At 72.9% G+C, this 13,220-nt stretch carries 13 protein-coding genes; 8 read left to right on the top strand and 5 right to left on the bottom strand.

Features of this window, described 5'->3' with window-relative positions; all coding sequences use genetic code 11:
* Positions 1-276 precede the first annotated feature (276 nt).
* The 7 genes from CLV63_RS11520 (at position 277) to CLV63_RS11490 (ending at position 8,050) form a co-directional block, all read left to right on the top strand.
* Positions 277-2,796 carry a sensor histidine kinase gene (locus CLV63_RS11520; RefSeq protein WP_106582981.1) on the top strand — a complete coding sequence of 840 codons (2,520 nt, stop codon included), beginning with the start codon at positions 277-279 and terminating at the stop codon, positions 2,794-2,796.
* Between the two features lie 4 nt (positions 2,797-2,800).
* Entirely contained in the window at positions 2,801-3,244 is a 444-nt protein-coding gene (locus CLV63_RS11515) for a roadblock/LC7 domain-containing protein (protein WP_106582980.1), read from the top strand.
* A 170-nt stretch (positions 3,245-3,414) separates the two neighbouring features.
* The gene (locus tag CLV63_RS11510; RefSeq protein WP_245928762.1) at positions 3,415-3,783 is read left to right on the top strand and encodes a DUF742 domain-containing protein; all 369 of its coding nucleotides are present in this window, start codon (positions 3,415-3,417) and stop codon (positions 3,781-3,783) included.
* Positions 3,764-4,378, top strand: coding sequence for a GTP-binding protein (locus CLV63_RS11505; protein WP_245928740.1), 615 nt, complete (start codon positions 3,764-3,766; stop codon positions 4,376-4,378). The genes CLV63_RS11510 and CLV63_RS11505 overlap by 20 nt, the downstream gene beginning before the upstream one ends.
* Before the next feature lie 188 nt (positions 4,379-4,566).
* The gene (locus tag CLV63_RS11500; RefSeq protein ID WP_106583163.1) at positions 4,567-5,394 is read left to right on the top strand and encodes a sirohydrochlorin chelatase; all 828 of its coding nucleotides are present in this window, start codon (positions 4,567-4,569) and stop codon (positions 5,392-5,394) included.
* 171 nt (positions 5,395-5,565) lie between these two features.
* The gene (locus CLV63_RS11495) at positions 5,566-7,695 is read left to right on the top strand and encodes a sensor histidine kinase (RefSeq protein ID WP_106582977.1); all 2,130 of its coding nucleotides are present in this window, start codon (positions 5,566-5,568) and stop codon (positions 7,693-7,695) included.
* A complete protein-coding gene (locus CLV63_RS11490; RefSeq protein WP_106582976.1) occupies positions 7,688-8,050 on the top strand; it encodes a DUF742 domain-containing protein in 363 nt (120 codons plus the stop codon). Before CLV63_RS11495 ends, CLV63_RS11490 begins: the two co-directional genes overlap by 8 nt.
* A 76-nt stretch (positions 8,051-8,126) precedes the next feature.
* On the opposite strand, the gene CLV63_RS11485 is transcribed toward CLV63_RS11490, so the two are convergent.
* From CLV63_RS11485 to CLV63_RS11470, 4 genes are all read right to left on the bottom strand, one after another.
* Positions 8,127-8,771 carry an HNH endonuclease family protein gene (locus tag CLV63_RS11485; RefSeq protein WP_106582975.1) on the bottom strand — a complete coding sequence of 215 codons (645 nt, stop codon included), beginning with the start codon at positions 8,769-8,771 and terminating at the stop codon, positions 8,127-8,129.
* Between the two features lie 148 nt (positions 8,772-8,919).
* Positions 8,920-9,495, bottom strand: coding sequence for a permease (locus CLV63_RS11480; protein WP_106582974.1), 576 nt, complete (start codon positions 9,493-9,495; stop codon positions 8,920-8,922).
* 4 nt (positions 9,496-9,499) lie between these two features.
* Positions 9,500-10,114, bottom strand: coding sequence for a TetR/AcrR family transcriptional regulator (locus CLV63_RS11475; RefSeq protein WP_106582973.1), 615 nt, complete (start codon positions 10,112-10,114; stop codon positions 9,500-9,502).
* Positions 10,107-10,952: an alpha/beta fold hydrolase gene (locus CLV63_RS11470; RefSeq protein WP_106582972.1), complete on the bottom strand. Its 846-nt coding sequence runs from the start codon at positions 10,950-10,952 to the stop codon at positions 10,107-10,109. Before CLV63_RS11470 ends, CLV63_RS11475 begins: the two co-directional genes overlap by 8 nt.
* A gap of 212 nt (positions 10,953-11,164) precedes the next feature.
* Here CLV63_RS11470 and tyrS point away from each other — a divergent pair, with 212 nt between their 5' ends.
* Complete coding sequence (gene tyrS / locus CLV63_RS11465; protein ID WP_106582971.1) at positions 11,165-12,463, top strand: tyrosine--tRNA ligase; 1,299 nt, start codon at positions 11,165-11,167, stop codon at positions 12,461-12,463.
* 196 nt (positions 12,464-12,659) lie between these two features.
* On the opposite strand, the gene CLV63_RS34050 is transcribed toward tyrS, so the two are convergent.
* A partial coding sequence (locus CLV63_RS34050) for a hypothetical protein (protein WP_211301270.1) occupies positions 12,660-13,220 on the bottom strand: 561 nt, incomplete at its 5' end.

Genomic DNA, 13,220 nt, shown 5'->3' with positions numbered 1-13,220 from the left:
CTGCACCCGGGAGGTCGGCACCCGCGGGGCGAATTCGCGGAAACCGAGGTAGCGGCGACACCGATCCTGTAGCGTCCTGAAGCTGTGGGCACCAAGGGTGTGCGTCCACTGGCGGAAAGTGACCAGAGGTGCCGCGGGTGCTGATGGTGCCGCCGGGGCCGGTGCGCTCCGCCGTCGCCGTGCCACTGCGGCGCCGCCCGTCCCGGACGGGACACCACCGACCGCGCCGCCGCGCGGGTGCGCCGGTGCCCGCGCGTACGCCGTGGGAGGAGCGCGATGAGCCAGCCGGGCCGTGCCGAGCGCAGTATCAGGTCGCAGCTCAACCGGGTCGTGCTGATCCCGAGCGTCACCTTCCTCCTGCTGTTCGCCGCCATCAGCGGCGCCACCCTGATGCGCGCGGTGTCCCTGCACATCGCGGCGTCCGACGGCAGGAGCGGGGTGCAGCTCTACACCACGGTGGTCGAGTTGCAGAAGGAGCGGCGCCTCGCCGTGGAGTTCCTGGCCGGACCGTCGCCGCGGGCGCTCCAGGCGCTGCGCGGCCAGGCCGACGCCACCGACGCCACCATCGACGACCTCCAGGACCGCGGCCCCGCGCTGCGCGGGCACGGCGAGGCCACCGTCCAGAAGGCCGCCACCGTCCTGTTCGGCGCCCTCGACCAGCGCACCGACCTGCGCAAGCAGGTCATGGCGTCGACCATCGGCAGGGGCGCCGCCATCGACGGCTACCGCGAGCTCATCGACCCCGCACTGGGCCTCTACGACGTCACCGGCCGCCTGCTCGCCGACGGCCCCGCGGTGTCGGCCAGCGCCGACGCGCTGCGCCTCATGCGCGCCCAGGAGCAGTTCGCCGAGGCCGACGCGATGCTCAGCGGCTCCTTCGGCGACGACGGGCTCACCGGGCCCGAACGGACCCGGTTCGCGGGCCTGTACTCCGCCACGCGCGAGTACCTCGCCAACGCGGTCCCGGCGCTGACGGGCGCGCCCGCCGGCGCCCACCGCGCGCTCACCGAGGCGTCGGAGTGGCGGCGCACGGCCACCTTCGCCGAGCGGGTCGCCGACGACGCCAGGGCCGCGCCCGAGCGGGCCGATTGGCGCGCCGTCGCCGACCCCGTCGCGGCCGACCTCATCGTGCTCGCCGACGCGCAGGCCGAGTTCGCCGTCGACGCGACGGCGGCCGCGGCGAACCGCGCGTTCGCCCTCGCCGCGGTGGGCGCCGCCATCGCGATGCTCGCCGGCAGCCTCGCCTACATCGCCGCGTCCCGGTCGGCCGGCCGCCTCATCGCCCGCCTGGCGTCCCTGCGCGCCGACGCACTGGGGCTGGCCCGCGACGACCTGCCGCGGATCGTGCGCCGCCTGGGCCGGGGCGAGCCCGTCGACCTCGACACCGAACTCCAGCACCTCGACTACGGCGACGACGAGGTCGGCCAGGTCGCCGACGCGTTCAACATCGCCCAGCGCACCGCGGTCTCCGCGGCCGTCAAGCAGGCCGAGATCCGCGACGGCGCCAACCGGGTCTTCCTCGGGATCGCGCACCGCAACCAGTCGCTGGTGCAGCGCCAACTGCAACTCCTCGACCGGATCGAGCGCGAGGAGGACGACCCCGACCTGCTGCACGAGCTGTTCCAGCTCGACCACCTGGCCACCCGCGGCCGCCGCAACGCCGAGAACCTCATCATCCTCGGCGGTTCGCAGCCGGGCCGGCGCTGGCGCAACCCCATCCGGCTCGTCGACGTGCTGCGCGGCGCCATCTCCGAGACCGAGGAGTACGCCAGGGTCAAGCTGCGGCTGGTGCCCGACATCGCGCTGCACGGCGCCGCTGTGGCCGACATCATCCACCTCGTCGCCGAGCTCGTGGAGAACGCCACCGCGTTCTCCCCGCCGCACTCCGTCGTCCAGATCCACTGCGAGAACGTGCCCAAGGGCGTCGTCCTGGAGATCGAGGACCGCGGGCTCGGAATGAGCGATCAGGCGTTCTCCGACGCCAACGGCACCCTCTCCGACGCACCCGAGTACGACGTCATGGCGATGACCGACGACGCGCGGCTCGGCCTGTTCGTCGTCGCCCGGCTCGCCGAGAAGCACGGCGTCCGCGTGGAGCTGCGCCCCTCGCCCTACGGCGGGGTGCGCGCGGTGGTGCTGCTGCCGTCGGTGCTCATCGCGCCGCAGCACGACCGGGGCGCCGAGACCCGGCAGCGCTCGCTGCGGGCGGTCGGCGCACGCTCCGACGGCGGCGCGCCGCCCGCCGAGCCCAGTGGCGACCTCCTCGCGTCGGCAACCGGCGCCGGGCCGGGCGCGGATCCCCGGCGCCGCCCACCAAGGGAGCGCCCGCCCGAACCGCCCGCCACCGCCAAGGCGCCGCTGCCGAGCGTCGACGCGCTGCCGAAGCGGCAGCCGCGCGTCGGGTCCGCCGGCGCATTGGACGGTGCCGCCGACGGCGCGGCGCCCGGCGGGGGCACGCCCGGCCTGCCCAAGCGGCGCCGCCAGGCCAGCCTCGCGCCCCAGCTGCGCTCCCAGGAGAACGGGCCGGGCGTGTTCGCCGAGCAGGCCGCGCCGGCGGGCGGCACCGACCGCTCGCCGGAGGAGATCCGCAGGACGCTGAGCGCGTTCCAGAGCGGCACCCGGCGCGGCCGCGAGGCCGACCCGGCCGACAACGGCTCGCCACCCGCGCAGGCGCCCTCCGGGCCGCAGGCGTCCGCCCCCCGAGGCGGGGACGGGCCCGCCCGTGAACCCGCGGGCAGCACCTCCCGCGGCACCGGTCGGTCGGGAACCGGCGATCCTACTGAGAAGAGCGAGTGACCGAATGAGCAACACCGCGGGCGATCTGAACTGGCTGCTCGACGACCTCGTCGACCGGGTCGTCGGCGCTGATCACGCCATCGTGCTCTCCGCCGACGGGCTGCCCATCGGCCGGTCGAGGGAGCTGTCCGGCGAGCACGCCGAGCACCTCTCCGCCGTGGCGTCGGCCTTCCAGAGCCTGGCGCGCGGAACGGGCCGCCACTTCGGCGGCGGTGCGGTGCGCCAGACCGTAGTGGAGATGGAATGCGCGTACCTGTTCGTCACTGCGGCGGGCGAGGGGGCCTGCCTCGCCGTCCTCGCGGCGGAGAACGCCGATGTCGGCCTCGTCGCCTACGAGATGAACATGCGGGTGAAGCGGGTCGGGCAGTTCCTGAGTTCGGCGCCGCGCCGCACCGAGGACGACGCTGAGCCCTCGACCGCCGGCGCGGCCGGAACAGGGGGATCATGACCTACCCCGACGCCCCGGGGGAGCGCCGAACCGCGCCGGAGGCGTTCCCCGCGCCTTCGCGCCACCCCGGGCTGCGCGGCCGCGAGGGCGCGAACGCGCCGCCGCGCCGGGCGCACGCTGCCCCCGAGCCGTCCGGCGCCGCCGCGCGGCCCCCGACGTCGCCCGCCGCCGTGGCAGCCCCGGCCGCCGGCGGGGATCAGGGGACGGGCCCGCTGGTGCGCCCCTACACGGTCACCGGCGGGCGGACCCGCCCCAAGGGCACCGGCCTCGACATGATCAGCCTCGTCGTGGCGGCGCGGACCCGGATCGACTGGCGCATGCTCGAACCCGAGCACGCCGACATCCTGCGGCTGTGCCGGCGCCCGGTGTCGGTGGCGGAGGTGTCGGCGCGCCTCGACCTGCCGATGACCGTGGTCAAGGTGCTGCTGGGGGATCTGATCAGCAGGGGCGACGTGCACACGCGGGCTCCGCGGCCCGCCGCGGAGCCTCCCGAAATGAACATACTTCAGGCGGTACTCGATGGAATCCGCAAGCTTTGAGCAGGCGCCTGCGGGCGCCATGGCACCGGCCATCCCGGCGGCGGTGAAGATCCTGGTCGCCGGGGGATTCGGGGCGGGGAAGACGACCCTCGTTGGGGCGGTCAGCGAGATTCCCCCGCTGAACACCGAGGAGGTCATGACCGAGGCCAGCCTCGGCGTCGACGACCTCGACGGTGTGGAGCAGAAGACCACCACCACCGTGGCGCTGGACTTCGGCCGCATCACCGTCAACGACGAGGTGGTGCTCTACCTCTTCGGGACCCCGGGGCAGGGGCGGTTCTGGTTCATGTGGGACGAGTTGGCGCGCGGCGCGCTGGGCGCGGTGGTGCTGGCGGACACCCGCCGGCTCGACACCTGCTTCCCGTCGGTCGACTTCTTCGAGGAGCGGGGTATGCCGTTTGTCATCGCCGTGAATCGTTTTGACGGCGATTGCCCCTACACCGCGGCCGAGATCCGCGCCGCGCTGGACGTCGGCGGCGAGGTCGACGTCCTCATGTCGGACGCCCGCGACCGCGAGGCCGGCAAGAACGTGCTGATCACCCTGGTGGAGCAGGCGATCCGGCGCAACGGAGGCGCGGGTGCCGCGCTGGACTGACACGACCCGGCGCGTGCGCCGGACATCACCCCTCGGAGTGCTTCCATGCTGTTGAGTACAGGTTGCGGAGAGATCGGCGTCCCTGAGTCGTTAGCATCGTTCGCGTGAATTCTGACACGACGCCGAAATCGGGCGCCCTCCCCCCGCGTGCTCTGCCCAAGCGCCGATCAGGCCGCCACCGCGACCCGCTGTCCTTCGACAAGTGGATCGGCACCCCGGCGCTGGTGCTCGCCGTCCCCGGGCCGGCCGGCGGCACAGTGGGGCCCGGCATGGTCGACCTCGTCCGCGCGCACCGGCCCGAGGTGGAGGTCCGCTACGGGCACACCGAGGGCGAGCGCGAGACGCTGACCGAGGCGCTGGGCGGCCTGCGCGCCGAGGAGGGCCGCGCCCTGCGCGCGGTCGTCGTCCCCCTGCTCACCGCGCCCTACCCCGAGGTCACCGACGCCGTCGACGCCGCTGTGCGGGCCGCGGGCGCCGACGCCAGGGTCACCGACGTCCTCGGCCCGCACCCCATGCTCGCCGAGGCCCTGCATCAGCGCCTCGCCGTCGACGGCCTGGTCCGTGCCGACCGGATGCGCCGGATCAGCGTGACCGCGGCCTCCGCGACCATGGCCGACGGGGTGATCGTCGGCGCCGTGGGCGGCGCCGAGGCGGTCAGCGGGGCCGGTGTCTCCGCGGTGCTGCTGGCGGCGCGGCTCGGTGTCACCGTGCTGCCGGCCGACCTCGGCGACGACGCGGGGCTGAAGGGGGTCCTCGCCCAGTTGTCCGAGGCGGGGAGTGTGCGGCCGGTCGTCGCGCCGAGCGTCATCGCGGCCGAGTTCGGGCCGCGGTCGCTGGCCCGGCTCTCCGAGCGCCACCGGATCAGGGTCGGTTCGCCGCTGGGCGCCGAGCCGCTGCTGGGCAAGATCGTGGCGTGGCGCTACGCCGAGGTCCTCAACGCGCTCGGCGCCGAAAGGCAGCCCTCGCTGGAGGAACTCCCCGCTCCGGTGGGATCGAGGCACCGCCCCGAGAGCTGAACAACCGCACCTCGATAACTTATCGTAATTATTTGACAACACAGGGCAATGTTTTTCCGGTAGCGTCGTCGCATTCCCGGGCGCACGGAAGCACCGCACGGCCCTGACACGCGTCGTTCCCCCCGCGGCCTACGCGGCACGTGCGCCCACCCAAGTCTCAGGGGAGGGGACATGGGAGGACAACACGCGTCGAAGGCCGCCCCGGACCAGGGGAAGGGCCCGAAGCGGACCATCCGGCGCCAGCTCACGCGCATCGTGCTGATCCCGAGCATCAGCTTCCTTGCGCTGTGGGCCGTCATCACGGCCACCGGCACCGTCCAGGCCGGGGCCGCGCTGCTCACCGTCAAGGAGGGCGGCCGCGGCCTGGACGCGCTCACCGATGTGGCCGCCGAACTGCGCAAGGAGCGCAGGCTCAGCCAAGTCCACCTGGCCGGCCTGGACGAGGACGCCGCCGTGTCGGTCCTCGCCCGGCTGCGCGGCCAACGGGCCGAGACCGACCGCGCCCTGAAGAGTGCGGCGAAGAGCGCCGAGGGCCTGTACGACCACGGGGAGGGAGAGCTGGACCGGCGCGTCGACAGCCTCCTCGGCGACCGCGCCGAACTCGCGGCCCTGCGCACGGGCGTCGACGAGCAGGACTCCGCCGGGCCGGCCGACCGCGCCGCCGTCCTCGACGGCTACACCGCCGTCATCAGCGACGCGCTCCTCGTCGCCGAGGCCGTCGTCGTCCAGCTCGACGACGACCGCAGCCTCGCCGCCGGCGTCCTCGCGCTCGACCTGATGGGCGCGCTCGACCAGTACTCCCAGGCCGACGCGCTGCTCGCCGGCGCCCTCACCGCGGGCGAGATGACCTACGAGGAGACGGCCCGGTTCACCTACCTCTCCGCCTCCTACCGCGACACGCTCACCCGCGCCGAGCGCAACCTCGGGCCCGCCGAGCGCGCCTCCTTCAAGGAGATGCTCGGCGACGCGTCCTGGGTCCGCACCGAGCAGTTCAGCCGCCGGGTCGTCACCCGCGCCCCGGTCGTCGCCGACCCGCCCGGCGCCACGACCGGCGACGGCGCCGCCTTCAACACCGAGATCCCGGTGAGCGGTACCGACTGGGACAACGCCGTCCGCGACGCCGCACCCGCCTTCGACGCGCTGGTCGCCGCGCAGACCGACACCGCGATCAGCGAGGCGACCAGCGCGGCGCTGTGGCGCATCGGCACCAACCTCAGCGGCTGCCTGATCGCCCTCGCGGCAGGGGGCGTCGCCATCGTCGTGGCGCTGCGCTCCTCGCGCCGCGTCACCGAGCGCCTGCGCGGGCTGCGCGGCGACACACTGGAGCTCTCCGCCACCCGGCTGCCCGAACTCGTGGCGGCGGCGCAGAGCGGGCGCCGGGTCGACGTCGCCAAGGAGCTGCCCCCGCTGTCCCACGGCGACGACGAGATCGGCCAGGTCGCCGACGCCTTCAACACCGCCCAGCGCACCGCCGTGGGGGCGGCCGTCAAGCAGGCCGAGATCCGCGAGGGCGCCACCCGCGTGTTCCTCGGCATCGCCTACCGCAACCAGGCACTCGTCCAGCGGCAGCTGCGGCTGCTCGACGAGATCGAGTTCGCCGAGGAGGACGCCCCCGCGCTGCAACGGCTGTTCCGCCTCGACCACCTCATCACCCGCGGGCGGCGCTACGCCGACAACCTCATCATCCTCGGCGGCGCGGGCTCGGCACGGCGCTGGCGGGAACCCCGCTCGCTGGTGGAGGTGCTGCGCGCCGCCATCTCCGAGACCGAGGACTACGAGCGCGTACGTCTCACCTCGGCGCCGAAGCTGCACATCCAGGGGTTCGCCGTGGCCGATGTCGTCCACCTGGTCGCGGAGCTGGTCGAGAACGCCACCCAGTTCTCCCCGGCGGGCTCGCCCGTCGACGTCAACAGCGGGGCCGTCCCCGGCGGGCTCGCCGTCGACGTGGAGGACCGCGGGCTCGGCATGACCGAGGAGACCATGGACGCCGCCAACCGCACCCTCGCCGACCCGCCCGAGTTCGACGTGATGGCGCTCCCGGAGGAGCCCCGGCTCGGCCTGTTCGTCGTCGCCCGGCTCGCCGCCAGGCACGGCGTCAAGGTGCGCCTCTCCCCGTCGCCCTACGGCGGCACCCGTGCCACGGCGCTGCTGCCGCAGCGGCTGCTGGAGGACGCCCCGGGGCCCGACGAGTCGCAGCTCGCCCCCGTGACCCTCCTCAGCACGAAGACCGGCCGGGGCACCGCGGACCCGCGCGGCCTCGACGGCCAAGGGGGCCGGGGCAGGGGCAAGGCCGATGACTAGCCGGCACGCCGCCGACGAGGACCCCGGACGCCTGCTGCGGCCGTTCGCCGTGCAGGTCTCGGCCGGCGCCGCGGGGCCCGCCGTCGACCTGATGACCATGGTCGCCGCCACCCGGGCGCCCGACCGCGACGACGCCCTGCGGCCCGAGCGGGAGCAGGCGCTGACCGTGTGCGCCCGGCCGCTCTCGATCGCCGAACTCGCCGCGCGGCTCGACCTGCCGGTCAGCGTGGTCAAGCGGCTCGCGGCCGACATGATCGCCGAAGGGGACCTGCGCCGCGGGGCGGCGCGGCACGCGGGCGACGACGCCGACCAGGGCATCCTGCGGGCCGTCCTCGACGGCCTGCGCGCGCTGTAGACGCCGGCCGCGCACACGAGCGTCGGCGGCCGGTACGGATACCGGCCGCCGACGCGGGTCGATCAATGGGCGGGGGTCAGCAGGCGGAGTCGAGCAGCCCCTCCACGGCGGCCTTCTCCTCCGCGTCGATGCTCAGCTTCCACGTCGACTTCACGTGGACCCAGGTCAGGGCGTAGTCGCAGTGGATCGACTCCTGCTCGGGCATCCACTTGGCGGGGTCCTTGTCGCCCTTGGCGGAGTTGCTGGCCGGGGTCACCGCCCAGAGCTGGCCGGTGTCGATGTCGTTGGCGAACTTCTCCCGCTCATCCGTGGTCCAGGTGTCGGCGCCCGAGCGCCACGCCTCGGCGAGCGGAACGAAGTGGTCGACGCTGATCTCCGACGGGTCGGACACGGTGACGTCGTCGAAGACGCTGGTCCACGAGCCCGCTGTCGGATAGCAGTCCTCGCCGGTCTCGACACCGTCGCCGTCGCGCTTGAGGACGTGTTCGCGGGTGTTGCAGTTGCCTTCAACGGTGGACCAGTGCGGGAAGAGGTCGCGGTCGTAGTCGGAGCCGGAGCCCTCGTCCTCGACCTCCAGTTCGGCGAGCAGGCCGCGGACCTCGTCGAGTGAGGGCGGCGGGGGAGGGGCGGCGGACGCCGGTGCGGCGCCGCCGAGGACGAGGAGGGTGGTTGCGGCCGCGGCCAGGACTGCCCCGGGAATGCGGCGCAGGGGGGTGCGCATAAAGGTCTCCAAAGCAGAGCGGGTGCTTTCGGACATTGGAAACCCTCAACCGAAACAGCGGAGAGCGCAATAGCGGGCGGTTAATGGAAGGTGACGAAGCGTGGCCGGATGTGGCCGCCCGCGCGGGGGTTTCGGGCGGCCTCCGGCATCAGCCCAGCAGGTCGGCGACGAACGAGCCGGCGAGCAGCAGGGCGATCCCCGCGCTGTACAGCAGCGCCCGCGTGCGGTCCGGGTGATCGCGGAGCGTGCGCCACGCGTAGAGCACGATCCCGGCGAGGACGAGCGCCCCTTCGACCACCGCCGCGGCGACGGGGGCCTCCCACAGGCCCAGGCCCAGCAACGGGAGCCCGCCCGCGTTCCCTGGCAGCACGGCGATGTCGGGGCGGTGCACGATCAGGTCCAGCAGCCAGTGGCTGAACACGGTGCCGGCGACGATCCACCCCGCTCCCCGGCCCCACCGGCCGCGGGCCAGGACGGCGACCAGCACCCCGGCGAGGGCGGCGAACACCACGTTCGACACCAGCGCGTGCGAGAAGGGGGCCGTGATGAGGTTGGCGCCGTAGCCGTCGGCCCCGGCGACCGGGGCGAGCCGCTCGACCCCCGCCATGCTCAGTGGGAGGAAGAACAGGTCGGGCACCTGGCTGGCGACCAGCAGCACCCCCATTGGCAGTTCGGGGCGTACCGCCTTGACGATCCCCGCGACTCCGAAATGTCCAGCGAGCATGGTGCTATCCCTTCTTCCGGTTGTCCGGATCCATCGATTCGGTGGGCGATTCGGTGGGCGGCCATGACACGAGCGTGCCGATGAAACCCTCGACCAGCAGTCCGTAACTGCGGTCGACGTCCTGGGGGAGGCCGAACGCGCCGCGCGCCTCCAGGTCCACGAAGCCGTGAACGGTGCTGCGGAAGGCGCGCACCGCGTCGACCATCGACCCCTCGGGGACCGCGAAGCCGCGCAGCACGGCGAAGATCACTTCGAGCACCTCCTCCGCGGCCGCGGTCGCCTCGGCGTCGCCGCTCCCCGGTGCCTGCTGCAAGGCGCTGTAGCGTCCCGGATGGGCCTTGGCGTAGCCGCGGTAGGCACGGGAGAGGGCGCGCATCGCATCGGGGCCGGAACGGCCGGTCGTCGCCCGGCGCAGCGCGGCGCCGAGCTCGGCCAAGGCCAGCAGCGCCACCTCGCGCCGCAGCCCGCCCAAGCCGTCGACGTGCTTGTAGAGGCTCGGGACCGCGACGCCGAACCGCTTGGCGACCGTCGCCAAGGACAGGCTCGCCGCCCCCTTCTCGTCGCACACCTTGGCGGCCTCCTGCGCGACGGCCTTGGGTGTCAGGCCGGCCCTAGCCACGGGACGCCGCCCGGGCGAACGCGACGACGGCGGGCGCCACGACATCGGAGCGCTGCGCCTGCGGGTAGTGCCCGGCGTCGGGGACGGTCAGCACCTCGGCGCCGAGGCGCTCGCCCTGCCACGCGGCCTCGGCCGCGGGGTCGGGGAAATCGGAGTCGAGCTCGCCCATGACGACGAGGACCGGCGCCCGGACGTCGTCGAGCCGGGCGGGCGGCGCGTGGAACGCGTTCCCGACCGTGGCGATGATCTCGGGGAAGCGCCGGCGGTCGGACAGGTGGGTGCGTATGGCGCCGACGTGGTCGCCGTGGTCGTCGGCGGTCCGGCCGGAGAACAGGCCCGACAGGTAGGAGTGGGTGAACCTGGGCCCCCACGGCCGCAGCAGTGCGAGCTTGAGCGCCCACTTCATCGGGCCCTGGACCCCCTCGCCGCGCAGGAAGGCCGCGATCAGGACCACGCCCCGGACGAGGTCGGGCCGGGCGGCCGCGGCCCAGGCAGCGGCGGTGCCGCCCATGGAGTTGCCGATCAGGAGGGCGGGGCCGCCGTCGAGCTCTTCGGCAAGGGCCGTCATGTCGTCGGCGAGGGCGCGGGTGGAGTGGTCGGTGAAGCCGGTGTCGCTGTCGCCGTGGCCGCGGAGGTCCAGCGCCGCGACCCGCCAGCCGGCGGCCGCCAGGGCGGGGGCGAGGTGGCGGTAGGTGGTGCGGTGGTCGCCCATGCCGGGGGCGCAGATGGCGACCGGCCCGCTGTTGCCGACACCGTAGAGGTCGTACGCGATGCGGCCCTCGGGGCGGTTCAGGAACCGGGTCTCGGGTGGTGCCGACGCCTGCTCGTTAATGTCCATAGCCAGAAAGCTAATATCGTTAGCCTCGCGCGTCAAGCGGTTCGATGCGCGGATATCGGTTCGGTGGTGCCCATCGGCAGCCGATACCGTGGGGGAGTCCGCGGGCACACGGGCGCACCCGCAGGTCCAGGGGGCGGCACTGCGCCCGGACGACCCGAGTCGCACACCGCGCAACGCGCGTGGGCCGCATGGAAAGAGCACGGGACAGCACAGTGACCGAGATCATCGACGAACTCCAATGGCGCGGACTGCTCGCGCAGACCACCGACCTTGACGGACTCCGCAAGGCTCTCGCCGATGGCCCGATCACCCTCTATTGCGGCTTCGACCCCACCGCCGGGAGCCTGCACGTGGGGCACCTCACCCAGGTCCTCACGCTCGCCCGGTTCCAGCGGGCCGGTCACCGTCCCATCGCGCTGGTCGGCGGCGGAACGGGGCTCATCGGCGACCCCAAGCCCGGCGGCGAGCGCTCCCTCAACTCACCGGAGACCATCGCGCACTGGGTCGACGTGCTCGGCCGGCAGCTGTCCGCGTTCCTGCGCTTCACCCCCGAGGGAAGCGCGCCGCAGCCGACCGACGCGGTCCTGGAGAACAACGGGGCCTGGCTCGACTCCATCGGCGCGATCGAACTGCTGCGCGATGTCGGCAAGCACTTCAGCGTCAACCAGATGCTGGCCCGCGAGACCGTCAAGAGCCGCCTCGGCGGCGAGGGCATGAGCTACACCGAGTTCAGCTACGTGCTGCTCCAGTCCTACGACTTCGTGGAGCTCTACCGCAGGCACCGGTGCACCCTGCAAATCGGCGGCACCGACCAGTGGGGCAACATCACCGCCGGCACCGACCTCATCCGCCGGATGGACGGCAACGAGCCGCACGGCCCGGTCCACGGGCTGACCACCAACCTGCTCACCAAGGCCGACGGCACCAAGTTCGGCAAGACCGAGAGCGGAACGGTGTGGCTCGACCCGGAGCTGACCTCTCCCTACGCCTTCTACCAGTTCTGGTTCAACGCCGACGACCGCGACGTCGTCCGGTATCTGAAGGTCTTCGGATTCCGCACGCGTGCGGAGATCGAGGAGCTGGAACGCCTGACCGCCGAGCGGCCGGCCGCTCGCACCGCGCAGCGGACCCTCGCCGAGGACCTCACCACCCTCGTCCACGGCGAGGACGAGTGCCGGAAGGTCATCGAGGCGAGCAAGGCGCTGTTCGGGCAGGGCGACCTCACCGGGCTCGACGCCGCGACCCTCGACGCCGCCCTGGCCGAGGTACCGCGCACCGAGGCCGACGGCCCGGCCGCGGCGCTGCCGCCCGTTGTGGACCTCCTCGCGGCGAGCGGCCTGGTCCCGAGCAAGTCGGCCGCGCGGCGCGCCGTCCAGGACGGCGGGGCGTACGTGAACAACGTCAAGGTCACCGACATCGACGCGCGCGTGGCGGACGGCGACCTGCTGCACGGCCGGTACCTGGTGCTGCGCAGGGGGAAGCGCAGCGTCGGCGGCGTCGTCGTCACCTGACGGCCGGCCGCGGGTGCCCCCGCCTCGCCGGGGGCGCCCGCGGCCGGGCAGCGCGCTGAGCTGCGCCGCTGCCCGGCGTCCGGGACGGCCGGAACAAACCTTGCGGGGCGCGTGTTTAAGCGGACAGGCACGGGGGCAAGTAAGCTCGTGCAGCAGATAACAGACCTGACCTACCACGTGGGCTGCAAGATCCGGCTCACGTGAACTCGGGAACGTGGCGGCCTGCTCCGAAGGCCGAAACGCTCCGGCGCTCGGGCAGCGGCCCAGAGCCGGGGTCCAGTTTGACGCGTCCGAGTGCGGCCCTTATAGTTACGAACGCACTGCGAGGCGGTGAGCGGCCTTCACGGCCCTCGAAACCAGCTCGCACGATACCCACGAAAACCTCATCGACCGAAGCATTCGATTTCGGTTGATAGTCTTCCTCTCGGTTCTTCTGCTCGTAGGAATTCGGGTTTTCGGCAGTCTGATTCTGAATATCGCCGGTTTGGCGGATCAGGAAACGGCTGTTAACGTAGAAGATACAAACGAAACGCAACACCGTCCCGACAGAAGAAGCCTCCGGGTTTTGTATGCGGGTGTGCGGGTTGTTTCTTGAGAACTCAACAGCGCGTGTTCGATTTTCTTTAAGCCAAAGTTTGTTTTGGCCCCGTCCACCCGGACCCTTCGGGGTGTGTGGTGGTGGGATTCCTTTGATTGACAATGATGGTCCGCCAGGACCATGTCGGTCAGGGTTCGCCTTCACAATGGTTTGACCACC

Source organism: Murinocardiopsis flavida (assembly GCF_003014485.1).
Lineage (GTDB): Bacteria > Actinomycetota > Actinomycetes > Streptosporangiales > Streptosporangiaceae > Murinocardiopsis > Murinocardiopsis flavida.
Note: the sequence above shows the minus strand (reverse complement) of the source record. Positions and strands in the feature narration are given on the sequence as shown.

Coding starts and splice junctions, on each gene's coding strand:
- CLV63_RS11495 (WP_106582977.1), top strand. CDS start 5,566: ATGGGAGGACAACACGCGTCGAAGGCCGCCCCGGACCAGGGGAAGGGC.
- CLV63_RS11520 (WP_106582981.1), top strand. CDS start 277: ATGAGCCAGCCGGGCCGTGCCGAGCGCAGTATCAGGTCGCAGCTCAAC.
- CLV63_RS11515 (WP_106582980.1), top strand. CDS start 2,801: ATGAGCAACACCGCGGGCGATCTGAACTGGCTGCTCGACGACCTCGTC.
- CLV63_RS11470 (WP_106582972.1), bottom strand. CDS start 10,952: ATGGACATTAACGAGCAGGCGTCGGCACCACCCGAGACCCGGTTCCTG.
- CLV63_RS11490 (WP_106582976.1), top strand. CDS start 7,688: ATGACTAGCCGGCACGCCGCCGACGAGGACCCCGGACGCCTGCTGCGG.
- CLV63_RS11505 (WP_245928740.1), top strand. CDS start 3,764: ATGGAATCCGCAAGCTTTGAGCAGGCGCCTGCGGGCGCCATGGCACCG.
- CLV63_RS11485 (WP_106582975.1), bottom strand. CDS start 8,771: ATGCGCACCCCCCTGCGCCGCATTCCCGGGGCAGTCCTGGCCGCGGCC.
- CLV63_RS11480 (WP_106582974.1), bottom strand. CDS start 9,495: ATGCTCGCTGGACATTTCGGAGTCGCGGGGATCGTCAAGGCGGTACGC.